The sequence below is a fragment of the Bacillus sp. YH3-2-B2 genome (genome assembly GCF_053663335.1).
The window spans coordinates 703,561-727,719 of sequence record NZ_JBSJQE010000003.1 but is presented as its reverse complement, the minus strand read 5'-3'; the positions used below and the strand labels follow the sequence as shown (position 1 = coordinate 727,719).

Genomic DNA, 24,159 nt, shown 5'->3' with positions numbered 1-24,159 from the left:
TGAAAAATGATGATATGATTACGTACTTTTTGTATGTTGATCTAAAAAGCGGAGCGCCAAATAAAAAGCCGTTATGTCTTCGGGATGGTCAAGCTTCATATTTGTCAGTGATTCCAGTTTGGAAAGACGGTAGCGCAATGTATTGATATGAATATGCATGTCGTCGGCGGTGCGCTTTAACGATAATTGCCGGTCGAAAAAGGCACGCAGCGTATCCAGAAGTTCTTCCCGGCCGAGTACATGCTTGAGAACCCGCCGTGAAAATTCCGACCGCGTGCCGGGTGCGATATCGGCAATACACATATCCAGTTTTAAATCTTCTTCAAAGACGGCCTGCTTGTCACCGATTCCGGCTGAAAGTGCTTTATCCGCCTGTTCGTATGATTCCGCGAGGCGCTCTCCCGGAACGATCCGTCCGATGCCGGCGGTGACAGGCTGCCCAAAAACGGCGCCGATCTTTTTGATGAGCTGTGTTTTGGAAGCCGAATTTGCTTCATGATTAATGAGAATGCGTTCATTTCCCCAGCGGACAAACAGGTCTTCAGGGCATTCGTTCTGCCAGAGCCGCCCGAGCTCCTCCGCTTTATATTGCTCATAACGTCCTTGAATGAGTATGATCCGGCGGTATGCGTGAAGGTCTGCGCCGATGAGCTTTGCTTTTTCTAAAAAGCCCGGAGACCATTCTTTCAGCTGCAGCCAATCAACCATAAAGGATTCAAGCATTCTCGCACGCCACTGCGCTTCTTCCATATGGCGCGTTTCTTTAATAAACAGCTCCGTCATTTTCCTGAGCAATTCTCCGAAAGGCAGGATATCGTCAGGGTCTCCTGTCAGACCGAACACTCCGATCACCTCATGGCCTGAAAAAACGGGGAGGTTCAGTCCTGCTTTTACGCCCTGGAGCCGTTTTTCATCTTCTTTCGTAATGATGACATTCCGTTTTTCGCGGGCGCAGATCAGTGCGCCTTCATGAAACCATCCGGCGCGCGCCTCGTTGGTGCCCGCGATGATCATCCCTTTTGTATCGGCAATAATCACTTCGCGGCTGTACATATGTTTGACTTCGGCAATCAATTTTTTTGCCAGTTCCGGCTGTAACTGCATGGCGATCCCCCTCGCCATTATTATACAAAAAAAACCGGGTGTGCCATCACCCGGTTCATGCTTATTGCGCAGGTTTTAATCCGCCTTCAAGTGTTTTGAGCATTTCATTTTTTTCTGAGTCTGACGCATGCTGCCAAAGAACTTCGAATAAGACGCCGAGGCCCGGAAGCATTTTTTCTTCACCGCTTTGGATGGCGTCAACGATAGTATGCTCCAGCTGATCCTGGTTATTGCCGGTTACATTGGCAATAACGGCGTTGCGTAAATTAAGATCCATTACAACCGCTCCTTTTTCCTGAATGTGATACGCATATTCTTACCGCGCACGCGGTTTATTATGTGCTGTTCTTGAGATATAATAACAACATGCATGAAAAAAGGAGAGCACAGACATAAAGTGAAACGAATCGACTCTGCAAAAAACCAAAAAGTGAAGGACTGGAAAAAACTTCACACAAAAAAAGAGAGACTTAAAACGAATACATTTCTGATAGAAGGAGAGCATCTGGCAGAAGAAGCGCTCAAATCAAAGGGAACGGTAAAAGAAATTCTCGTAAACGATGAGAGCGCCATCCCGGCCGATCTGGACATGAGCATTCCGTGCTACGTGCTGAGCGAAGACGCGTTTTCAGCCGTGACGGAAACGGAAACGCCGCAGCGGATCGCCGCGGTCTGCCATATGCCGGATAAGCAGCCTGATCAGCTGAAACGGCTGCTTCTGATTGATGCCGTGCAGGACCCGGGGAATTTAGGAACAATGATCAGAACGGCAGATGCGGCGGGAATCGACGCCGTTGTCCTTGGTGAGGGAACGGCAGACCCGTACAACGGAAAAACGCTGCGTTCAGCACAAGGTTCTCATTTTCATATTCCCATTTTAAAACGTCCGCTTGATGAGTTTACCGCTGAGCTGAAATCACAAGGCGTCGCGATCTACGGCACGGCGCTTGAAAACGGTGCCGCTTATCAAAGCGTGAAGCCTGAAGAATCGTTCGCGTTAATCGTCGGGAACGAGGGGGCGGGAGTGGACGCCGGCCTTCTGCAAAAAACCGATCTCAACCTGTACGTTCCGCTGTACGGACAGGCGGAATCGCTGAATGTGGCGGTAGCGGCCGCCATCCTCGTTTATCATCTCAGAGGATAGGTTGCGAAAAGCCTTGGATTTCACTATAATAGATAGCAATAATGTAAAAACCGTGACAGAGGACGTCAATTTTTGCACACGCTGCCTTCCAGGGAGAAAATGCCGCTGACTGAGAGCATTTTTATCGCAGCACAGAAATTGATTTTCACCTCTCGAGTTGTCACCGGGACCGCGCCAAACGCGCGTAAAGGTGAACCGGAACGATCGTTTCCGTTATGTCAATGAAGCTGTCGGCAGATGAAGTCTGCCTTAAAAAGGGTGGTACCGCGGCCACAACTCGTCCCTTCTCTCAAGGGGCGGGTTTTTTTGTTTTCTGAAAAAGGCATAGAACGGTTTGGTTTACATAAAAGGAGGATGCATGATGGAAGAGAAGCTTAAACAGCTTGAACTGGAAGCTGCAGAAAAAGTAGAAGCGGCGGGTTCATTAAAAGAAGTTAACGACATTCGGGTGCAATATCTCGGAAAAAAAGGGCCGATTACAGAAGTTCTCCGCGGCATGGGCAAACTGTCCGCCGAAGAGCGCCCGAAAATGGGAGCGCTCGCCAATGAAGTGAGAGAGCGCATTGCAGCAGCCATTACGGCGAAAAATGAACAGCTTGAACAAGAAGAGATGAATAAAAAACTCAGCAGCCAGACGATTGACGTCACATTGCCGGGCAGTCAGGTAAACATCGGCGGGCGCCATCCGCTGACGGTCGTTATTGAAGAAATTGAAGATTTATTTATCGGCATGGGATATACCGTCGAAGAAGGCCCTGAAGTGGAAACGGATTATTACAACTTTGAGGCGCTGAACCTGCCGAAGGAACATCCGGCCCGCGACATGCAGGACAGCTTTTACATTACAGAAGAAATGCTGATGAGAACGCAGACGTCACCGGTGCAGACGCGCACGATGGAAAAGCATAAAGGAAAAGGCCCCGTCAAAATCATTTGTCCCGGTAAAGTGTATCGCCGCGACAACGATGACGCGACACATTCCCATCAGTTCATGCAGATCGAGGGTCTCGTCGTGGACCGCAAAATCAGCATGAGCGACCTGAAAGGCACGCTTGAATTGGTCGCCAAAAAAATGTTCGGCCAAGACCGTGAAATCAGGCTCCGTCCGAGCTTTTTCCCATTCACAGAGCCTTCTGTCGAGGTGGATGTAACCTGCTTTAAGTGCGGCGGCCAAGGCTGCTCCGTCTGCAAAAAAACAGGCTGGATCGAAATTCTCGGCGCCGGCATGGTTCACCCGAACGTGCTGAAGATGGCCGGATTCAATCCTGAGGAATACCAGGGTTTCGCTTTCGGAATGGGTGTTGAACGTATCGCGATGCTGAAATACGGCATTGAAGATATCCGCCATTTCTATACCAATGATGTCAGATTCATTTCGCAGTTTAAACAGGCGTAAGAGGAGGATACACATGTTTGTTTCATATAAATGGTTAGAAGATTACGTTGACTTGCAGGGAATCGACCCGGCCGTGCTTGCAGAAAAAATTACAAGAGCCGGTATTGAAGTTGAGGGTATCGAGTATAAAGGGGAAGGCGTAAAAGGCGTTGTCATCGGACACGTGCTTGAGCGTGAACAGCACCCGAATGCCGACAAACTCAACAAATGCCTTGTTGATATCGGTGCGGAGGAACCCGTGCAGATTATCTGCGGCGCCCCGAATGTTGATAAAGGACAGAAGGTTGCCGTTGCAACGGTCGGAGCCGTGCTTCCCGGCAATTTCAAAATTAAAAAAGCCAAGCTGCGCGGCGAAGCGTCTCACGGCATGATCTGTTCCCTTCAGGAGCTTGGCATTGAAAGCAAGCTCGTGGCGAAAGAATATGCGGAGGGCATTTTCGTTTTTCCGAATGATGCTGAAACGGGAGCTGACGCAATGGCGGCCCTTCAGCTTGATGATGCGATTTTAGAATTGGGCTTAACGCCGAACCGCGCCGACGCGATGAACATGCTTGGCGTGGCTTATGAAGTTGCGGCTATCCTCGGCGCAGAGGTAAAGCTTCCGGAGGCTTCATATGAAAAAGCGGCAGAAAAAGCGGCGGATGCTGTTTCCGTCAAGATTGAAGATACGCAGGCCAATCCGCATTATGCCGCAAAAATCATTAAAAACGTCAAAATCGGCCCGTCACCGCTTTGGATGCAGACGAAGCTGATGAATGCAGGCATCCGCCCGCATAATAACGTCGTGGACATTACAAACTTCGTCCTCCTTGAGTACGGACAGCCGCTTCACGCTTTCGATTACGACCGATTCGGTTCAAAAGAGGTCGTCGTCAGAAAAGCGGCGGAAAACGAAACCATCGTGACGCTGGATGAACAAGAGCGCAAGCTGTCAAGCAGCCATTTGGTCATCACAAACGGAAAAAAAGCGCAAGCCGTTGCGGGAGTCATGGGCGGAGCTGAGTCTGAAGTCCGTGAAGATACCACTGCGATTTTACTGGAAGCCGCTTATTTCGACGGACAGACCGTCCGCAAAGCGTCGAGAGACCTCGGACTGAGAAGCGAAGCGAGCGCCAGATATGAAAAAGGCATTGATCCGGCCCGCGTTTTGCTGGCGGCTGAACGGGCCTGCAGTCTCATTCAGGCATATGCCGGCGGAGAAGTGCTCTCAGGCACGGTTGAAGAAAACCATCTGAAAATCGAAGCAAACAACATTCACGTGTCTGTTGAAAAAGTGAACGCCGTGCTTGGCATGGCAATCGCTAAAGAAGAAATCATCAGCATTTACAAGCGCCTCGGGTTTGCAGTCGGTGAAGCTGAAGACGTTCTCGTCGTAACGGTGCCGTCGCGCCGCGGAGATATTAGAATAGAAGAAGACCTGATTGAAGAAGCGGCGAGATTGTACGGATATGACAATATTCCGTCCACGCTTCCGGAAACGGCCGGCACGACAGGCGGCTTGACACCGTATCAGGCAAAACGCCGGAAAGTGAGACGTTTCCTTGAAGGAGCGGGTCTTTCACAAGCGACCACTTATTCATTAACGAATGATAAAAAAGCGGCCGCTTTTGCGATCGAAAAATCATTCAACACGATGCTTTCTCTGCCGATGAGCGAAGAAAGAAGCATTCTCAGACACAGCCTCGTGCCGAATCTTCTTGAAGCCGTTTCATACAATCTGGCCAGACAGACTGATTCCGTTGCTTTATATGAAACGGGTTCTGTATTTCTGACGAAAGAAGAAAACACAAAACCGGTTGAAAAAGAACGGGTTGCCGGAGCTGTAACCGGATTGTGGCGCAAAAATTTATGGCAGGGTGAGAAAAAGCAGGTTGATTTCTTCGTCGCCAAAGGAATCGTTGAAGGCCTGCTGCATCAATTGAATGTGTCAGACCGGGTTGAATTTGTCCAGTCTGAACGCAAAAACATGCATCCCGGCCGGACGGCAAACATTCTATTGAACGGTTCGCTTGCCGGATTTATCGGCCAGGTGCATCCGGCAATGGAAAAAGAGCTGGATATCAAAGAAACGTATGTGTTCGAGCTTGATCTGCACGCGCTTCTGACCGAGGAAACAGAACCTGTCGTGTATACGCCGATTCCGAAGTACCCGTCTGTCACGCGCGACATTGCGCTTGTGGCAGATAAAACCGTTACAAGCGGACAGCTCCAAGCCGTGATCAAAGAAGCCGGCGGCGTGCTGCTGAAAGAAGTCACCGTATTTGATGTGTACGAAGGTGAGCATATGGAAGAGGGCAAAAAATCCGTCGCCTTCTCGCTCCAATATGTTAACCCTGAACAAACATTGACAGAAGAAGAAGTGACAAAAGTACATGAAAACGTGCTGAAAGCGCTGGAAGAAACGTATCAGGCGGTATTAAGAGGATAAAGAAAAAGCTTGCAGATCATTCTGCAAGCTTTTTTATTATGACCGTTTCCGTTCTACAAGGCGTTTCGCTTTTTGCGTATTGGCAAAATGAAGTTTGGTGAACGTTCTGAGCGCACCTTCTCCCTTATTGATGATCAGCTTGGCGGCAGCTTCATCGACGTGCGGCCCCGCGCCTTTTGGAATCGTCATCCCAGCCTCACGGGAAAGCTTATCCATTTCAATTAAGAAAGAATATCGCGCAATGATAGAGGCTGCGGCGACGGAAAGATGTATGCTTTCCGCTTTCGTGCTGAAAAACGTTTTTTCTTTTACGATATCCCGTCCGGAAAGATGCTTAAAATAAATGCCGGGCTCTGCGAATTGGTCAATCAGAATCGCTTCCGGTTTAACGCCGTTCATTTTTCTCAGCAGATTGGAAATCGCCTGATTATGAAGGAGCGCCTTCATTTTTCCTTGGCTCATGCCTTTTTCCTGCATCTGATTGTATTTTTCGTTTTTTAACACAAGCAGGCTGTAAGGAATGGTTTTAATTAACAGTTTGGCGATTTCAATAATCTGCGGATCTTTTAAATCCTTCGAATCCTTCACACCGAGTTCTTTCATTAAAGAAAGCTTTGTTTTGTCGGCGTAAGCGCAGGCAACCGTTATCGGCCCGAAGTAATCGCCTGTTCCGACTTCATCAGAGCCGATCACTGACATGGAGGCAATGCCCGCCGGGGGAGCGTAAAGCGGGTCGGCCGCTTTTTTGACGGTTTTCTTTGCTTTCGGCGCCTCAGCCGTTCCCCAGCGGGCCGCTTCTGTGCCGGCGTTTTTTCCTTGAAAGAGAACCTTGCCCGAGCGGTAGGCTGTAATGGTACAGCCCGGAGGCTTGGCCTGGAAGACGGCGCCCTGCGGAACGGCGGGAGTTAGGGAGCCGGCATAGGATTGTTTCATTTGTTCCATAGCGGAAGCGGATACTTTTATAACAGAATGGGACACGATATAATCTCCTTTTTTGGCACTTTTCACTGTATATACCAGTGTATCATAACAGCCCGAGGCTCGTCTTTCCATTCAAACGATAATCGTGGTATGATAGGAACTAGGATTCTCGCGGAATGGAGGAGAAACGTTGTCTGACGGCAAAAAAACCAAAACGACAGTAAACATTTACGGCCAGCACTTCACCATTATCGGAGAAGAAAGCAAAGCGCACATGCGCCATGTGGCCGGAATGGTTGATGATAAAATGAGAGAAATCAACGAGAAAAATCCATATCTTGATATAAATAAGCTCGCTGTATTGACTGCGGTCAATGTCGTGCATGATTATATGAAACTGCAAGAAAAATATGAAATACTGGAGCGGCAGCTTAAAGAAAAGGAATGAACACCATATGATAGATATCATCATCTTAGTTCTGCTCTTAATGGGCACATTGCTTGGATTAAAAAGAGGGTTTATCCTCCAATTTATATATTTAACGAGCTTCATCCTCTCGATTGCGTTTGCGGCGCTTTTTTACAAAAATCTGGCCCCGCATCTGAGTTTTATACCCGCGCCTGATTTTTCCGGCGGGCAGGCGGCTCTGTCTTTTATTAAAGGAAACGTGGAGACGGCTTATTACAACGCGATCGCGTTTGTCATTTTGTTTATCATCGCAAAGATTCTGCTCCGGATTATCGGAGCGGCGCTTAATATCATCGCCGGCATTCCGGTCATTAAACAGATCAACAAACTGCTGGGCGGGGTGCTTGGATTTCTGGAAGTCTATTTATTTGCGTTTATCCTGTTATACGTCGCATCCGTACTGCCGGTAAGCGCGCTTCAGGATATGCTCGCACAATCGACGCTTGCAAATATCATCACACATCATACGCCGTATCTGTCAGGGCTCCTGCAAGAACTGTGGGCCCAGTACGGGGCATAAAAAACTTCTCTTGACCGGAGAAGTTTTTTTCAAGCTCTGCGTCAGTTGTGCCGGAGGAGAAAAATTTGTATGATGAAAAGCAGGAAACGACTGGGGGTTAACAGTATGCATAAAAAAGATATCATCAGGCTGCTTGAAACGATTGCGGTCTATATGGAACTGAAAGGGGACAACCCGTTTAAAATATCAGCCTTCCGAAAAGCGGCAGCGGCGCTTGAGCAGGATGACCGCAGCCTGTCGGAAATCGACGACATGATGTCTTTATCCGGAATCGGAAAAGGCACCTACGGCGTCATTCGTGAATATATGCAGGAAGGTGTGTCCGGCACGCTTCTCCAATTGCAGAAAGAAGTCCCGGAAGGCTTGGTTCCTCTTTTGAAGCTTCCGGGCCTCGGCGGCAAAAAAATCGCCAAGCTGTACCAGGAACTGGGTGTTCATGACGCGGAATCGCTGAAAGAAGCATGCGAGCAGCAAAAAGTACAGGGGCTCGCCGGTTTCGGCAAAAAAACGGAGGAGAAAATCCTTCAGGCTCTCGGAGAAGCCGGAAAACAGCCGGAACGGTTTCCGATCGGCTATGCGCTCAGCATTGCTTCAGTCATTGAAGAACATTTGGCCCGGCTGACGGATATTCAGAAATATTCCCGGGCCGGCAGTCTCAGAAGAGCGCGGGAAACCGTAAAAGATCTGGATTACATTATCGCTACAGATCATCCGGAGGCTGTCAGAGAACAGCTTCTTTCCCTCCCGAACGTAAAAGACGTGATAGCGAGCGGGGATACAAAAGTATCGGTTATCCTCACATTTGAATATGAGACGAGTGTGGATTTCCGGCTTGTGACAGAGGAACAGTTTGCCACCACACTGCATCATTTTACCGGTTCTAAAGATCACAACATTAAAATGCGCCAGCTGGCGAAAGAGCGCGGTGAACGGATCAGTGAATACGGAGTAGAAACCATAGAAACGGGAGACGTCAAAACATTCCCGAGCGAAGAAGCGTTTTACGCCCACTTCGGTCTGCCGTTTATTCCTCCTGAGCTCAGAGAAAGCGGGCAGGAGGTCGACACGTACCGGGAAGAAACGGACCTTGTGGAGCATAAAGCGATAAAAGGCGATCTCCACATGCACTCAGCCTGGAGTGACGGCGCTTTTTCCATCAGAGAAATGGCAGAAGCATGTATGGCAAAAGGCTACCAGTACATGGCGATCACCGACCATTCCCAATATTTAAAGGTAGCCAACGGGTTAACGGCCGAACGGCTCAAAAAACAGGCGGAAGAAATTGACGCGTTAAACGCTGAATTTGAACATTTTCATATTTTTAAAGGCGTAGAAATGGACATTCTCCCCGACGGTTCGCTTGATTATGATGACAGTGTTCTGTCTGAAATGGATCTTGTCATCGCATCTATTCATTCAAGTTTCAGCCAGCCGGAGCATGTCATTATGAAACGGCTTGAACAGGCGCTGACGAATAAGCACGTGGACATTATCGCCCACCCGACGGGCCGCCTGATCGGCAGACGGGCCGGCTATGAAGTCGACATCGATATGCTGATTGAGCTCGCCGCCAAAACAAATACGGCGCTTGAACTGAATGCAAACCCCGCGCGCCTCGATTTACGGACTGAGCATCTGATCAAAGCAAATGAAAAAGGTGTGACTTTGGTCATTAATACCGATGCCCATAATATCGAGATGCTCGATGATATGAAAACGGGCGTGACCGCTGCGCGCAAAGGCTGGACGGAGACAAAACATGTGTTAAACGCCCGGCCGCTACATGAGGTCAAAGCATTTCTGACGCGCAATGATTAAGTAAGGAGGACCATAAAACCGTGCAGCAAAAAGTGTTATCATCACTTGAATTTCATAAAGTAAAAGAACAGATTACCGCACATGCCGCCTCATCGCTCGGCCGGGAGAAGCTTCTGCAGCTGAAACCTTTGACGGATCTCGCAGACATCCAAAAACAGCTGGATGAAGTCGAAGAAGCATCCGCAATCATGCGCTTGAGAGGCCATGCTCCGTTCGGCGGCCTGACCGACATAAGATCCGCTTTACGGCGGGCGGAAATCGGCAGTGTGCTGACGCCGACGGAATTCACCGAATTGTCCGGGCTGCTGTATGCCGTTAAACAAATGAAGCATTTTATCAGCCAAATGACAGAAGACGGCGTCGGCATACCGCTGATACAGGCCCATGCAGAAGAGCTGATTACATTAGGCGATTTGGAAAGGGAGATTAACTCCTGCATTGATGACCATGGTGAAGTGCTTGATCATGCGTCTCCCGCTTTAAGGGGAATCCGCACGCAGCTCAGGACGCTTGAATCAAGAGTCAGAGACCGGCTTGAATCGATGCTGCGTTCATCTTCCGCTTCTAAAATGCTGTCTGACACCATCGTTACGATTCGGAATGACCGCTTTGTCATCCCGGTCAAACAGGAATACAGATCAAGCTACGGCGGAATTGTCCACGATACATCTTCATCCGGTGCTACACTGTTTATTGAACCGCAGGCGATCGTAGATATGAACAACTCGCTTCAGCAGGCGAAAGTAAAAGAAAAACAGGAAATCGAACGGATTCTCCGGATGCTGACGGAGCATACCGCTGAACACACACAAGAAATCGCTCAAAATGTGGAAGTGCTGCAGACACTGGATTTCATTTTCGCCAAAGCGAGATACGCAAAAGCGATGAAGGCGACAAAACCATTCATGAACGGAGACGGCTTTATCCGTCTGAAAAAAGCGCGCCATCCGCTGCTGCCCCAAGATCAAGTCGTGGCCAACGATATTGAACTGGGCGGAGATTATTCAACGATCGTCATCACGGGACCGAATACGGGCGGTAAAACCGTTACGTTAAAAACACTCGGGCTGCTGACGATAATGGCGCAGGCAGGATTGCACATACCGGCTGATGAGGGATCGGAAGCAGCCGTATTTGACAATGTGTTTGCCGATATCGGCGATGAACAGTCGATCGAACAAAGTCTGAGTACGTTCTCATCCCACATGGTCAATATCGTCAATATATTAAAAGACGTGTCTGAAAACAGTCTTGTGCTGTTCGATGAACTCGGTGCCGGAACAGATCCGCAGGAAGGGGCGGCGCTTGCCATGAGCATCCTTGACGAAGTTCACCGGACAAACGCCAGAGTGCTTGCGACCACGCATTATCCGGAACTGAAAGCATACGGATATAACAGACAAGGCGTCATGAATGCCAGCGTTGAATTTGACATTGAAACGCTTTCGCCTACCTATAAGCTCCTGATCGGAGTGCCGGGCCGAAGCAACGCATTTGAAATCTCAAGACGCCTTGGGCTTCCGGAGCATATCATCGGCCAGGCGAAGTCAGAAATGACCGCCGAACATAACGAAGTCGATTTGATGATTGCATCGCTTGAAAAAAGCAAAAAAAGAGCGGATGAAGAGCTTTCTGAAACCGAATCACTCAGAAAAGAAGCAGAAAAACTGCACAAAGAGCTTCAGCAGCAAATCATTGAGCTGAATGCCCAAAAAGATAAAATGATGGAAGAAGCCGAGCGGAAAGCTGCTGAAAAACTGGAAGCCGCCGCAAATGAAGCCGAACAGATTATCCGCGAGCTCAGGTCCATCAAGCAAGAACACAGATCCTTTAAGGAACACGAGCTGATTGACGCCAAAAAACGTCTCGGAGACGCGATGCCGGCTTTTGAAAAATCAAAGCAGCCGGAAAGAAAAACAGAGAAAAAACGCGAGCTGAAGCCGGGCGACGAAGTAAAGGTGCTCACATTCGGACAAAAAGGGGCGCTGCTTGAAAAAACCGGCGAGAAAGAATGGAACGTCCAAATCGGCATCCTCAAAATGAAGGTGAAGGAAAAAGATCTCGAGTTTCTCAAATCGGCTCCTGAACCGAAAAAAGAAAAAGCAATCACCGCCGTAAAAGGGAAGGATTATCACGTATCCCTTGAACTTGACCTCAGGGGAGAGCGTTACGAAAACGCCCTCAGCCGCGTCGAAAAATATTTAGATGACGCGGTGCTTGCCGGCTATCCGAGAGTGTCCATCATTCACGGAAAAGGCACGGGCGCCCTCCGAAAAGGGGTGCAGGATCTTCTGAAAAACCACCGCAGCGTGAAAAGCTCGCGGTTCGGGGAAGCGGGAGAAGGAGGATCAGGCGTAACGATTGTCGAACTAAAATAAAAAGGGAGAAAACGTCATGAATGCTTTTTGGGAAAATGAGCTTGTTGAAATCGCGGCTTATTACAGTGTGGCCGTCTTGTGTCTCGTCATTTTTCTGACCGTGTTTGAATTGGTGACATCCTATAAAAACTGGGTGGAAATCCAACAAGGCAATCTTGCGGTGGCAATGGCGACCGGAGGGAAAATTCTTGGTATCGCGAATGTCTTTCAGCACAGCATCGCCCAGCATAATTCGCTTTTGCAAATGATCGGCTGGGGCGTATACGGATTTATTATGCTTTTAATCAGCTATTTTATCTTTGAATTTCTGACGCCCCGGTTTAAAATTGATAAAGAAATTGAAAAAGATAACAGAGCTGTCGGCTTTATTTCATTTGTCATCTCAGTCGGCCTGTCATTTGTGGTGGCCGCCGGGATTTAAGGGGACGGGGAAAAATGGAGAAGCTTGCGAAAGTGCTGCTGTCGGCAGCGGGGATTTTTCTGTTCATCGGACTTATTTATCTGGTCATGACATCTTAATACTGAAAAAAGGCTGCCGAACTCAAATCGGCGGCCTTTTTTATTGAGAATACCAGTTTATGCAGGCCGTATCAGAGCAAATGACGGCTTCCCAATTCATGGCGTGGACAACAGACGGCATGTCTTGTTCTTCCATAAGAAAGAGTGTCGTAAAAGAATCATATATGCTCATAAAAGCGGCGCGCCGCTTTACATCGGCAATGATCATGTCAGCCCGCAGCAGTCCGCATACATCCGAAGCCGCCGTTTGATTGAGTGAAAATATGCCTTTCTCTTCGACAGGTTCATAATAAGTGCAGCGCTTTATGCCTTTTGAACGGAACACATCCAAAAGTCCCGGAATCAAAAATGGCGAAGTGACATCATCGCTCGGCAAGTACAGATCGGGATGATGGAGCCGATTTAACCGCTCGGCGGATTCAGGATGTGCATATTCCTCCCGCAATGCCATGACAGCAGTCATAAGCGCAAGCGCCGTTTCTTTTTCAGAACGCAGGCCGCAAATGCTCATGACGGTTTGCCAGGAAACGGGTCTGCCCATCGCGATGATCTCCTCATCACTCGGATACATATATTCATAAGGCCGTTTGCGCTTTTGCTCTTCCCGACCATCCGGCATCCGGACAAAGGGATGGAGCAAAAAGGCGGCCGACGTAAACGGCTTCGGCAGCTGGCGCAGGGTAGGAACTCCCTCTTCAAAATGCAGCGTTTCCAGCAAACTCAACACCTCCCGAAACTCGAAATTTCACATGAAACGCTTTCCCATTCCAATCACCCTTCTGCTATAATAATAGCGTATAGGAAAACAGAAGGGAGAGGTATTATGCAGTCTGAAAAGCCATGGCTTTCTCAATATCCCGAAGAGATTCCGCATGAGCTTGAATTTACCGATCAAACCCTGCCATCCAATCTGACAAACTCCGCAGCTCAATTCCCGAACCATACCGCCATTTATTTTCTCGGAAAAAAACTCACATTCCAAGACGTTCTCACAGATTCATTAAAGCTAGCCGCTTTTTTACGCAAAACAGGCCTGAAAAAAGGTGACAGAGCCGCCATTATGCTGCCCAATTGTCCGCAGTCGGTCATCGCTTTTTACGGCGTATTGTTTGCCGGCGGCATTGTCGTTCAGACCAATCCTCTCTACACGGAACACGAGCTTGAGTATCAGCTGAAAGACAGTGCGCCGCGCGTGATCATCACCCTCGATATGCTGTTTCCGAAAGTGATAAAAATGAAAACGTTATCACTCGTCGAACGCATTATTACAACAAGTATAAAAGACTTTTTGCCGTTTCCGAAAAATATGCTTTATACGCTCACGCAAAAACAACAGGTGCATATTGATTATGACGGCTGCGAACAAATTCACAAATTAGCGGATATTTTAAAAAACGAAAAAGCGGAGGAAGCGGAGCCATTTGATATTGACCCTGCGCATGACATCGCCGTGCTTCAATACACGGGCGGAACAACCGGCTATCCGAAAGGCGTCATGCTCACACACCGAAACATTCAGGCCAATACAGAAATGTGCGCCGCCTGGATGTACAAAATGAAAAAGGGAGCCGAAAAGGTGCTCGGCATCGTGCCTTTTTTTCATGTGTACGGATTGACCGCCGTGCTCAATTTTTCCATTATGCAGGGATGTGAAATGATCCTTCTTCCCAAATTCAATCCTCTTGATACCCTGAAAACAATCGACAGGCTGAAGCCGACGGTTTTCCCCGGGGCGCCGACGATTTACATCGGGCTGCTGCATCACCCGGGGCTGAATAAGTATGATCTGTCCTCCATTGAAAGCTGTCCGAGCGGTTCAGCGGCGCTTCCGGTTGAGGTCAAACAGAAATTTGAAAAAGTGACCGGAGGAAAGCTTGTGGAAGGCTACGGATTATCCGAAGCATCACCGGTTACCCATTCAAACTTCATCTGGGGAAAAAATAAACCCGGCAGCATCGGCTGTCCCTGGCCCAATACCGATGCCGGAATCTATTCAGAAGAAAAAGGCGGGCTTGCGGAGCCGTATGAACACGGCGAGCTGATCGTAAAAGGCCCTCAGGTCATGAAAGGCTACTGGAATAAGCAGGAGGAGACGGCGCGTGTCAACAGAGACGGCTGGCTGTTTACCGGAGATATGGGATATATGGATGAGGAAGGATTTTTCTACATCGCCGACAGGAAAAAAGACATCATCATTGCCGGCGGATACAACATTTACCCCCGGGAGGTGGAAGAGGCCCTTTATGAGCATGAAGCCGTTCAGGAAATCGTCGTGGCGGGCGTTCCTGATTCCTACAGGGGGGAAACGGTGAAAGCATTTATCGTTTTGAAAAAAGGCGCTGAGGCAGATCCCGATGAGCTTGATGCGTTTGCAAGAGAGCGGCTTGCGCCGTACAAAGTCCCGAAGCTGTACGAATTCAGAAAAGAGCTTCCGAAAACGGCCGTCGGAAAAATATTAAGAAGGCGTCTGGTCGAAGAGGAAGATGCTTCCCATGAAAACAAGGTGCCTTAAAAGAAAAACTTGACAAAATCGGGAATCCTTTTTATCATGAAGTTATGAATGAATAGTCATTCATTTATTGAAGGAAGGAACGATGACATTGAACCAAAAACGGCCAAAGTATATGCAGATTATTGATGCAGCAGTAGAAGTCATAGCGGAAAACGGCTATCACCAATCACAGGTGTCCAAAATCGCCAAGCAGGCCGGCGTTGCGGACGGCACCATCTATTTATATTTCAAAAACAAAGAGGATATACTCATTTCTCTTTTTAAAGAAAAGATGGGCCAGTTCATTGAACGCATGGAAGAAGAAGTGAAAGAAAAAACGACGGCAAAAGAAAAACTCGCTCTCGTTATTAAGCAGCATTTCACACTGCTCGGCAATGACCGCCACCTCGCGATTGTGACTCAGCTTGAGCTCAGACAGTCGAATATCAAGCTGCGCCTGAAAATCAATGATATTTTAAAAGGTTATTTAAACATGCTGGACACCATTTTGACCGAAGGAATCAAGTCGGGGGAATGGAAAGACAATCTCGACGTCCGCCTCGCCCGGCAGATGATATTCGGGACGATAGATGAAACAGTGACAACATGGGTGATGAACGATCAGAAATATGATCTTCCGGATTTGTCAGACAAGGTATTGGAGCTGTTGGTGTCAGGGATTCATCAAAACTAAAGGGGGTTGACGGATGAACAGCCTTTCGATGGTGGTGGAACAATCTGTTGCGGTGATCACCATTAATCATCAGCCGGCCAACGCGCTGTCCGGTGCGGTTTTAGATGAGTTGTCCGGTCTGTTCGACCGCTGTGAAACAGATGACAGCGTCAGAAGCATCATCATTCGCGGAGAGGGGAAATTTTTCTCGGCGGGCGCCGATATAAAGGAATTTACGTCGCTTGAAAATCTTGAGCAATCTTCTGCCATGGCGGATAAAGGCCAGCAGCTGATGGAAAGAATTGAAGGGTTTCCGAAGCCCGTTATCGCGGCGATTCACGGCGCTGCGCTCGGCGGCGGCCTTGAGCTTGCCATGGCCTGCCATATCAGAATCGCAACATTGGATGCAAAGCTCGGCCTGCCCGAGCTGAATCTCGGCATTATTCCGGGCTTTGCCGGGACGCAGCGGCTTCCCCGGTACGTCGGTACGGCGAAAGCGCTTGAAATGATCGGCACTTCAGAACCTGTGACCGGAGAAGAAGCGCTCAGCCTCGGTCTTGTCACGATAGGCGCCGAACATGAGGAAGAGCTGCTGCAAAAAGCGAAAACGCTCGCGGGCAAGTTTGCGGAAAAAAGCCCGCAGTCGATGGCTTCTCTGCTTGAGCTCCTTTATTCAAACAAGGTCTATTCTTATGACGGCGGCTTAAAGCTTGAAGCAAAGCGATTTGGGGAAGCATTTGCATCAGATGACGCAAAAGAAGGCATTCAGGCATTTCTCGAAAAAAGAAAGCCTCAATTCGGTGGGCGAAGATAAAGGGGATAAGAATATGAATCTATTTGTACTGATGAAACGGACGTTTGACACAGAAGAGAAAATCGTCATTGAAGCAGGAAAGATTCAGGAGGACGGGGCCGAATTTATCATTAATCCGTATGATGAATACGCCATTGAAGAAGCCATTCAGCTGAAGGAAGAGCACGGCGGAACCGTGACCGCCGTAACCGTCGGCGGAGAAGATGCGGAGAAAGAACTGAGAACCGCCCTTGCGATGGGCTGTGATCAGGCGGTGTTAATCAATATTGAAGATGATTTGAGCGATCCTGACCAATACTCCATTTCAACTATCTTATATCATTATTTCAAGGACCGGGAATATGATCTGATTCTCGGCGGAAATGTCGCGATTGACGGCGGTTCCGGCCAAGTGGCTCCAAGGCTTGCCGAACTGCTTAACATTCCTTGCGTCACAACGATTACAAAACTGACAATCAGCGGCGATGAAGCTGTGGCAGAGAAAGACAACGAAGGGGATACCGAAATCATTAAAACCTCACTTCCTTTAGTCATCACGGCACAGCAAGGCTTAAACGAGCCGCGCTATCCGTCGCTTCCGGGCATTATGAAGGCGAAGAAAAAACCGCTGGAAGAACTTGAGCTCGATGATCTCGGCATTGATGAAGATGATGCCGCACCGAAGCTCAAAACGATCGAACGTTTTCTGCCGCCGCAAAAAGAAGCGGGCAGACTGATCGAAGGAGAAGCCGCTGAGCAGGCGAAGGAGCTTGTATCACTGCTGAGAAAAGAAGCCAAAGTCGTATAAACTGATATTAAAGAAACTGGGGGATGTCAGAATGGGAAAAAAAGTGATCGTACTCGGAGAAATTCGTGACGGCGCCTTACGGAACGTCACCTTTGAAGCCATAGCCGCAGGCAAAACCATTTCCGGCGGAGGAGATGTCATCGGCGTGCTGATGGGAAAGGGCGCGGCTGATGCAGCATCAGAACTCATTCAGTACGGCGCCGACAAAGTATTTACGGCCGATTCGCCGGGGCTTTCTCAGTATACGGCGGACGGATATGCCGCGGTTCTCGGGGATTTGATCGAAAATGAAAAGCCTGATGCGGTCATTTTCGGCCACACTTCTATGGGAAAAGATTTGTCACCTAAGCTTGCGGCCCGGTTTGAAACGGGGCTGATTTCAGACAGCACGGATGTAAGCGTTACCGGAGATAACATCGTTTTTACAAGACCGATCTATTCCGGCAAAGCCTTTGAACAGGTGATTTCAACTGATCCTTTCATTCTGGCGACAATTCGTCCGAATAATATTCAGGCATTAGAAAAAGACGCGAACCGGACGGGTGATATTGAAGAGCTTGCGGCGCCTCCGGCAGATTTGCGGACGGTCATTGAAGAAGTAGTCAAAAAAACGGCGGACGGCGTGGATTTATCAGAAGCGAAAATTATCGTAGCAGGCGGCCGCGGTGTAAAAAGCAAAGATGGATTTGAACCGTTAAAAGAACTTGCCGAGGTGCTCGGAGCAGCGGTGGGCGCTTCGCGCGGCGCGTGTGACGCGGACTACTGCGACTATTCTCTTCAAATCGGCCAGACGGGAAAAGTTGTCACGCCGGATTTGTATATCGCCTGCGGCATTTCCGGAGCGATTCAGCATTTGGCGGGCATGTCAAACAGTAAGGTCATCGTTGCCATTAACAAAGACCCGGAAGCGGAAATATTTAAAATAGCGGACTACGGAATTGTCGGCGATTTGTTCGAAGTGGCACCGCTTCTGACCCAGGAATTTAAAAATGCCAATATTCATTCATAATCAAAACCCTCTGGCTTATTTGTCAGAGGGTTTTGATTTGTGTTAATTAGTTCGTACAAATTACAGATTAATAAAACAATAGATTGACATGTACGAACCAATGTAATAAGCTTTTGTAAAGCGCTTACAAACTTATCCATTCAGCATACATCCCAGATAGATCGGCTCTAGTGCTTTCATTCTTATTAAGGGGAAGGAATGATCAAGTTTGTCTCACAATACGGCAGTCATTCAAACTGATATCACACGGGGAACCATTAATAAAAACATATACGGACATTTCGCGGAACACCTGGGAAGAGGCATATATGAGGGCATCTGGGTCGGAAAAGATTCCGATATTCCGAATACCGGAGGGGTCAGGACGGATGTCGCCGCCGCCCTCAAACAGCTTCAGATTCCCGTCCTCAGGTGGCCGGGCGGCTGTTTTGCTGATGAATATCATTGGGCGAACGGCGTAGGGAAACGCAAAACCATGCTGAATACCCATTGGGGCGGGACGATTGATTCTAATGAATTCGGCACGCATGAGTTTATGATGCTTTGTGAACTGCTCGGATGCGAACCGTACATCGCCGGAAACGTCGGCAGCGGAACGGTTAAAGAAATGGCTGATTGGATTGAATACATGACGTTTGAAGCAGGCACCCCGATGTCCGACTGGAGAAAAGAAAACGGGCGGGAAAAACCGTGGAAGCTGAAATATTTCGGAATAGGAAATGAGAACTGGGGCTGCGGCGGAAACATGCATCCTGAGTATTATGCCGACCTTTACCGAAACTTTCAAACCTATGTCCGCAATTACAGCGGTAATGAAATCTATAAAATTGCCGGCGGCGCGAATGTCGACGATTACCGCTGGACTGAAATTTTAATGAAAAAAGCCGCGGATCTCATGGACGGGCTGAGCCTGCATTATTACACAATACCGGGCGACTTCTGGAAGGGGAAAGGATCAGCGACGGAGTTTACGGAAGATGAATGGTTCATCACGATGAAAAAAGCGGCGCATATGGATGAATTGATCACAAGGCACAGCGCCATCATGGATCAGTACGATCCCGAAAAAAGAGTCGGGCTGATCATTGATGAATGGGGCACGTGGCTTGATCCTGAGCCGGGCACGAATCCGGGCTTTCTGTATCAGCAGAATACGATCCGCGACGCCCTTGTCGCCGCCGCGCATTTTCACATTTTTCATCAGCACGCAGACCGCGTACAGATGGCCAATATCGCGCAAACCGTCAACGTGCTTCAGGCAATGATCCTGACAGAAGGGAACGATATGCTGTTGACGCCGACGTATCATGTGTTTGATATGTTTAAGGTGCACCAGGACGCATCTCTTTTAGCCTCAGAAACAATAGCGGCCGGGTACGAATGGAATGACGGCCGGCTCCCGCAAGTCAGCATTTCAGCGTCCAAACAGCAAAACGGAGACATACATATCAGCATTTGCAATATCGATCATCTGCACAAAGCTGACGTGAAGATTGAACTGCGGGGCATGAAAAAGACAGGGACGCCTTCGGGAACGATTCTGCACGCGGAAAAAATGAATGCCCGCAATACATTCAGCAGTCCGGAAAACGTCAAACCGAAGCCGTTTTCCGGGTTTGCTCAAAAGGGAGGAAAACTTGAGGCGGAGCTTCCTCCGATGGCGATTGTATTAATCACGCTGCCTGCGGATCCATCTTAAGTTTTGAACGCCCGCCGCCCGGTTATAATACACTGTATAAATAAGATTATTTCCGGCGGGTTCGGGAGAAAATAATATAAGCATTAAATTAGCATGAACGAATGGGAGATGCTATACTAAAAATCATCATTTGACAATTGGAGGAATAACAAATGGCTATCGTAAAAGCAACTGATCAATCGTTCTCAGCTGAAACAAGTGAAGGTGTCGTATTGGCTGATTTCTGGGCTCCTTGGTGCGGACCTTGTAAAATGATCGCGCCCGTTCTTGAAGAGCTTGATCAAGAAATGGGAGACAAATTGAAAATCGTCAAAATCGACGTGGATGAAAACCAAGAAACTGCCGGTAAATACGGCGTCATGAGCATCCCGACACTTCTCGTGCTAAAAGACGGAGAAGTCGTTGAAACATCTGTCGGCTTCAAACCGAAAGAAGCTCTTGAAGAGCTTGTAAACAAACATCTGTAAGCCGAAAGCTTCCGTTACGGCAGGGCGATTCCTTTGAAAGGGAATCGCCTTTTTTTGATCTTCCAAAAGCTGAGAATGGAGAAAAACAAATGTTCGTGATACACTGAATGGACACGAGAAATGAATGTAAGGAAGGGTAACGTATGAATAAACAACTGAAAGAAAAGCTGGCCCTCCTTCCCGATCAGCCGGGCTGTTATTTAATGAAAGACCGTCAAAAAACAGTCATCTACGTGGGGAAAGCGAAAGTCTTGAAAAACAGGGTGCGGTCTTATTTCACCGGTTCTCACGACGCAAAAACCCAACGGCTTGTGACGGAGATTGAGGACTTTGAATATATCGTGACTTCCTCCAATCTTGAAGCGCTTATTTTGGAAATGAATCTGATTAAAAAATACGATCCGAAATACAACGTCATGCTGAAAGATGATAAAACCTATCCCTTTATAAAAATCACCCATGAACGCCATCCTCGGCTGATTGTCACCCGGAATGTCAAAAAAGACAAAGGACGCTATTTCGGCCCGTATCCGAATGTGCAGGCGGCGCGGGAAACGAAAAAACTGCTGGACCGCCTTTACCCGCTCAGGAAATGCTCAAAGCTTCCGGACCGCGTCTGTCTTTATTATCATCTCGGACAATGCCTCGCCCCATGTGTAAAGGATATATCTGAGGAGACAAACCGCGAGATTGTTGAAGACATCACCCGTTTTTTAAAGGGAGGGCATAACGAAATCAAAAAAGAGCTTGAAGCGAAAATGGCAGAAGCGGCCGAAAAGCTTGAATTTGAACGGGCTAAAGAATTCCGCGACCAGCTTGCTCACATCGAATCGACGATGGAGAAGCAGAAAATGACCATGAATGACCTTCTGGACCGCGATGTGTTTGCATATGCCTACGATAAAGGCTGGATGTGCGTCCAAGTCTTTTTTATACGCCAAGGAAAACTGATCGAACGCGATGTCAGCATGTTTCCGATGTATCAGGAAGCGGATGAAGAGTTTCTGACCTTCATCGGCCAGTTCTATTCCAAAAACAATCACTTTCTGCCTAAGGAAATTCTGGTGCCTGACAGCGTTGACAGGGACATGATCAGCGAGCTGTTGGAAACCGCCGTGCATCAGCCGAAAAAAGGCCCGAAAAAAGAGCTGCTTTTGCTTGCGCACAAAAATGCGAAAATCGCCCTGCGGGAAAAATTCTCGTTAATCGAGCGGGATGAGGAACGGTCAATCGGTGCAGCCGAACGGCTTGGCGACGCACTGAATATTTACACGCCGCATCGGATTGAAGCGTTTGACAACTCCAATATTCAAGGCACAAACCCCGTATCGGCCATGATTGTCTTTATAGACGGAAAACCGAATAAAAAGGAATACCGCAAATATAAAATTAAAACCGTAACAGGGCCTGATGATTACGGCTCAATGAGGGAAGTCGTCAGAAGAAGATACACGAGGGTGCTCCGCGAAAACCTTCCGCTGCCGGATTTAATCATCATTGACGGCGGAAAAGGGCAGATTAACGCGGCGCGCGACGTGCTCGAGAATGAGCTCGGCCTTGATGTCCCGGTAGCGGGATTGGCGAAAGATGATAAACACCGGACATCGAACCTGTTGATCGGCGACCCGCTTGAACCGGTGTTTCTGGAGCGGAACAGCCAAGAGTTTTACCTGCTTCAGCGCATTCAGGACGAAGTTCACCGTTTTGCGATCAGCTTTCACAGACAGATCCGGGGAAAAAGCGTCTTTCAATCCGTTCTGGATGATATCCCCGGAATCGGCGAAAAACGCAAAAAAATGCTCTTAAAACATTTCGGATCTGTCAAAAAGATGAAGGAAGCAAGCCTTGACGATATCAAAAAAGCCGGTGTCCCGGCCGCGGCGGCCCAGCTGCTGTTTGAAAAATTAAAAAAATAGTATTGTGCTTTCCTGAAAAATCTGCTAGAATGTGAACTAATTTCATAAGATCGTGTTATATGGTGAAGATAGAGGTGCGAACTTCAATAGTAAGCCTTTGGAGAATGATGGATTCTGTGAAAAAGGCTGAAAGGGGAGCGTCGCCGAAGTGTATCACATCCCATCGGTGTGATTTGCTGGCCTTGCATTAAATAAATGTAAGGCTGTCAAGAATTCATTTTCTTGGAGGGCTATCTCGTTGTTCATAATCAATCGTAATGATATGAAAAAGCAATGAGAGCTATTCCTCTCATTGCTTTTTTTATTGTGGACAAAACGCTCTTTTCTCCTCACCCGCACGAACCAAAATGTAAAGGGTGGTCTAGTATGGGTCTTATCGTACAAAAATTCGGAGGCACTTCCGTGGGCTCTGCCGAAAAAATTCAAAATGCCGCAAATCGCGCCATTGCTGAAAAGCAAAAAGGCCATGATGTCGTAGTCGTCGTTTCGGCAATGGGAAAATCAACCGACGCGCTCGTTAACCTCGCGGCTGAAATCACATCTGAACCAAGCAGACGCGAGATGGATATGCTTTTGTCTACGGGGGAGCAGGTCACGATTTCGCTTTTGGCCATGGCGCTTCAGGAAAAAGGATATGACGCCGTCTCTTATACGGGCTGGCAGGCGGGTGTCCGCACGGAAGCCGTTCACGGCAATGCGAGAATTACGGATATTGATATCACGGCGATTCGTTCGCAGCTTGCAGAAGGCAAAATTACAGTCGTTGCCGGTTTTCAGGGCGTAACGGAAGACGGCGGCATCACGACGCTCGGACGGGGCGGTTCCGATACGACGGCGGTCGCTCTTGCAGCAGCGCTGGATGCGGATAAATGCGACATTTATACAGATGTTCCGGGCGTATTTACGACAGATCCGCGGTATGTCCGGTCAGCGAGAAAACTGGCGGGGATTTCTTATGATGAAATGCTGGAGCTTGCAAATCTCGGAGCGGGTGTTCTTCACCCGCGGGCGGTTGAGTTCGCAAAAAACTACCAAGTGCCTTTAGAAGTGCGGTCAAGCACGGAGCATGAAGCCGGAACATTAATTGAGGAGGAATCATCAATGGAGCAGAATTTAATCGTCAGAGGAATTGCATTTGAAGACCAGATCACAAGGGTGTCCGTTACGGGCCTTGCAAGCGGACTGACAACACTTTCAACAATCTTCACCGCGCTGGCAAAACGAAACATCAACGTTGACATTATTATTCAGACACAGTCGGACGATGGGGAAGCGGATATTTCTTTCTCAGTGAAAACGGAAGATGCCGCGCAAACGGTCGCCGTGCTTGAAGAATATAAAAACGCGCTTAACTATGAAAAAATTGAAACCGAAAGAAAACTGGCGAAAGTCTCCATTGTCGGGTCGGGCATGGTTTCAAATCCCGGCGTCGCCGCGGACATGTTTGCCGTACTGGCGGAAAAAAATGTACAAGTCAAAATGGTAAGCACATCCGAAATAAAAGTATCAGCGGTTGTCAGCGAAAATGATATGGTGAAAGCGGTCGAAGCGCTTCATGACGCGTTTGAGCTTTCTAAACAGCCGTCTGCCGTATAAACGGGCAGGC

At 48.4% G+C, this 24,159-nt stretch carries 21 protein-coding genes and 1 riboswitch; of the genes, 17 read left to right on the top strand and 4 right to left on the bottom strand.

Translation table 11 applies throughout. The features are described from left to right. Positions 1-18: 18 nt before the first annotated feature. Together ACWJJX_RS13820 and sspI are read right to left on the bottom strand one after the other, a co-directional pair. Positions 19-1,104 (bottom strand): CdaR family transcriptional regulator, encoded by a 1,086-nt coding sequence (locus tag ACWJJX_RS13820; protein WP_102421654.1) that lies wholly within the window; start codon positions 1,102-1,104, stop codon positions 19-21. A gap of 61 nt (positions 1,105-1,165) precedes the next feature. Next, on the bottom strand, positions 1,166-1,381 hold the full coding sequence (sspI, locus tag ACWJJX_RS13815; RefSeq protein ID WP_003152527.1) for a small acid-soluble spore protein SspI: 216 nt from the start codon (positions 1,379-1,381) through the stop codon (positions 1,166-1,168). Between the two features lie 120 nt (positions 1,382-1,501). Between sspI and ACWJJX_RS13810 the strand changes: the two genes are divergently transcribed. The 3 genes from ACWJJX_RS13810 to pheT all read left to right on the top strand — a co-directional run bounded on the left by ACWJJX_RS13810 (position 1,502) and on the right by pheT (position 6,072). Further along, entirely contained in the window at positions 1,502-2,248 is a 747-nt protein-coding gene (locus ACWJJX_RS13810; protein ID WP_007408111.1) for a TrmH family RNA methyltransferase, read from the top strand. Between the two features lie 361 nt (positions 2,249-2,609). Beyond that, a complete protein-coding gene (gene pheS, locus ACWJJX_RS13805) occupies positions 2,610-3,644 on the top strand; it encodes a phenylalanine--tRNA ligase subunit alpha (RefSeq protein WP_003152530.1) in 1,035 nt (344 codons plus the stop codon). 13 nt (positions 3,645-3,657) lie between these two features. After that, positions 3,658-6,072 (top strand): phenylalanine--tRNA ligase subunit beta, encoded by a 2,415-nt coding sequence (gene pheT, locus ACWJJX_RS13800; protein WP_094247676.1) that lies wholly within the window; start codon positions 3,658-3,660, stop codon positions 6,070-6,072. Between the two features lie 36 nt (positions 6,073-6,108). Here pheT and rnhC read toward each other — a convergent pair whose 3' ends face one another. Further along, on the bottom strand, positions 6,109-7,050 hold the full coding sequence (gene rnhC, locus ACWJJX_RS13795) for a ribonuclease HIII (protein ID WP_012118136.1): 942 nt from the start codon (positions 7,048-7,050) through the stop codon (positions 6,109-6,111). 133 nt (positions 7,051-7,183) lie between these two features. Between rnhC and zapA the strand changes: the two genes are divergently transcribed. The 5 genes from zapA to ACWJJX_RS13770 all read left to right on the top strand — a co-directional run bounded on the left by zapA (position 7,184) and on the right by ACWJJX_RS13770 (position 12,599). Then, positions 7,184-7,441 carry a cell division protein ZapA gene (gene zapA, locus ACWJJX_RS13790; RefSeq protein WP_003152533.1) on the top strand — a complete coding sequence of 86 codons (258 nt, stop codon included), beginning with the start codon at positions 7,184-7,186 and terminating at the stop codon, positions 7,439-7,441. A gap of 7 nt (positions 7,442-7,448) precedes the next feature. Further along, the gene (locus tag ACWJJX_RS13785; RefSeq protein WP_003152534.1) at positions 7,449-7,982 is read left to right on the top strand and encodes a CvpA family protein; all 534 of its coding nucleotides are present in this window, start codon (positions 7,449-7,451) and stop codon (positions 7,980-7,982) included. Positions 7,983-8,087: 105 nt separating this feature from the next. Further along, the gene (gene polX, locus ACWJJX_RS13780; RefSeq protein WP_077723170.1) at positions 8,088-9,800 is read left to right on the top strand and encodes a DNA polymerase/3'-5' exonuclease PolX; all 1,713 of its coding nucleotides are present in this window, start codon (positions 8,088-8,090) and stop codon (positions 9,798-9,800) included. 20 nt (positions 9,801-9,820) lie between these two features. Then, the gene (locus tag ACWJJX_RS13775; protein WP_454023045.1) at positions 9,821-12,178 is read left to right on the top strand and encodes an endonuclease MutS2; all 2,358 of its coding nucleotides are present in this window, start codon (positions 9,821-9,823) and stop codon (positions 12,176-12,178) included. A 16-nt stretch (positions 12,179-12,194) separates the two neighbouring features. Beyond that, positions 12,195-12,599 carry a DUF350 domain-containing protein gene (locus tag ACWJJX_RS13770; RefSeq protein WP_229154299.1) on the top strand — a complete coding sequence of 135 codons (405 nt, stop codon included), beginning with the start codon at positions 12,195-12,197 and terminating at the stop codon, positions 12,597-12,599. Between the two features lie 138 nt (positions 12,600-12,737). Here the strand turns inward: ACWJJX_RS13770 and ACWJJX_RS13765 are convergent, their stop codons facing one another. Next, complete coding sequence (locus tag ACWJJX_RS13765; RefSeq protein WP_454023044.1) at positions 12,738-13,415, bottom strand: DUF2711 family protein; 678 nt, start codon at positions 13,413-13,415, stop codon at positions 12,738-12,740. Between the two features lie 105 nt (positions 13,416-13,520). Here ACWJJX_RS13765 and ACWJJX_RS13760 point away from each other — a divergent pair, with 105 nt between their 5' ends. The 9 genes from ACWJJX_RS13760 (at position 13,521) to ACWJJX_RS13720 (ending at position 24,149) form a co-directional block, all read left to right on the top strand. Continuing rightward, positions 13,521-15,209, top strand: coding sequence for an AMP-binding protein (locus tag ACWJJX_RS13760; protein WP_454023043.1), 1,689 nt, complete (start codon positions 13,521-13,523; stop codon positions 15,207-15,209). 88 nt (positions 15,210-15,297) lie between these two features. After that, complete coding sequence (locus tag ACWJJX_RS13755) at positions 15,298-15,882, top strand: TetR/AcrR family transcriptional regulator (protein ID WP_007408119.1); 585 nt, start codon at positions 15,298-15,300, stop codon at positions 15,880-15,882. A gap of 13 nt (positions 15,883-15,895) precedes the next feature. Further along, a complete protein-coding gene (locus ACWJJX_RS13750) occupies positions 15,896-16,675 on the top strand; it encodes an enoyl-CoA hydratase (protein ID WP_454023042.1) in 780 nt (259 codons plus the stop codon). Between the two features lie 13 nt (positions 16,676-16,688). Then, positions 16,689-17,462 (top strand): electron transfer flavoprotein subunit beta/FixA family protein, encoded by a 774-nt coding sequence (locus ACWJJX_RS13745; RefSeq protein WP_017418310.1) that lies wholly within the window; start codon positions 16,689-16,691, stop codon positions 17,460-17,462. A gap of 31 nt (positions 17,463-17,493) precedes the next feature. Next, the gene (locus ACWJJX_RS13740) at positions 17,494-18,471 is read left to right on the top strand and encodes an electron transfer flavoprotein subunit alpha/FixB family protein (RefSeq protein ID WP_454023041.1); all 978 of its coding nucleotides are present in this window, start codon (positions 17,494-17,496) and stop codon (positions 18,469-18,471) included. A 208-nt stretch (positions 18,472-18,679) separates the two neighbouring features. Then, positions 18,680-20,170, top strand: a complete 1,491-nt coding sequence (locus ACWJJX_RS13735) for an alpha-N-arabinofuranosidase (protein WP_454023040.1) — start codon at positions 18,680-18,682, stop codon at positions 20,168-20,170. 152 nt (positions 20,171-20,322) lie between these two features. After that, positions 20,323-20,637, top strand: coding sequence for a thioredoxin (gene trxA, locus ACWJJX_RS13730; RefSeq protein WP_003152560.1), 315 nt, complete (start codon positions 20,323-20,325; stop codon positions 20,635-20,637). A 143-nt stretch (positions 20,638-20,780) separates the two neighbouring features. Then, a complete protein-coding gene (gene uvrC, locus ACWJJX_RS13725) occupies positions 20,781-22,553 on the top strand; it encodes an excinuclease ABC subunit UvrC (RefSeq protein WP_071391533.1) in 1,773 nt (590 codons plus the stop codon). Positions 22,554-22,614: 61 nt separating this feature from the next. After that, positions 22,615-22,794, top strand: a riboswitch (Lysine riboswitch). A gap of 125 nt (positions 22,795-22,919) precedes the next feature. After that, positions 22,920-24,149: an aspartate kinase gene (locus tag ACWJJX_RS13720; RefSeq protein ID WP_454022409.1), complete on the top strand. Its 1,230-nt coding sequence runs from the start codon at positions 22,920-22,922 to the stop codon at positions 24,147-24,149. Positions 24,150-24,159: the final 10 nt, after the last annotated feature.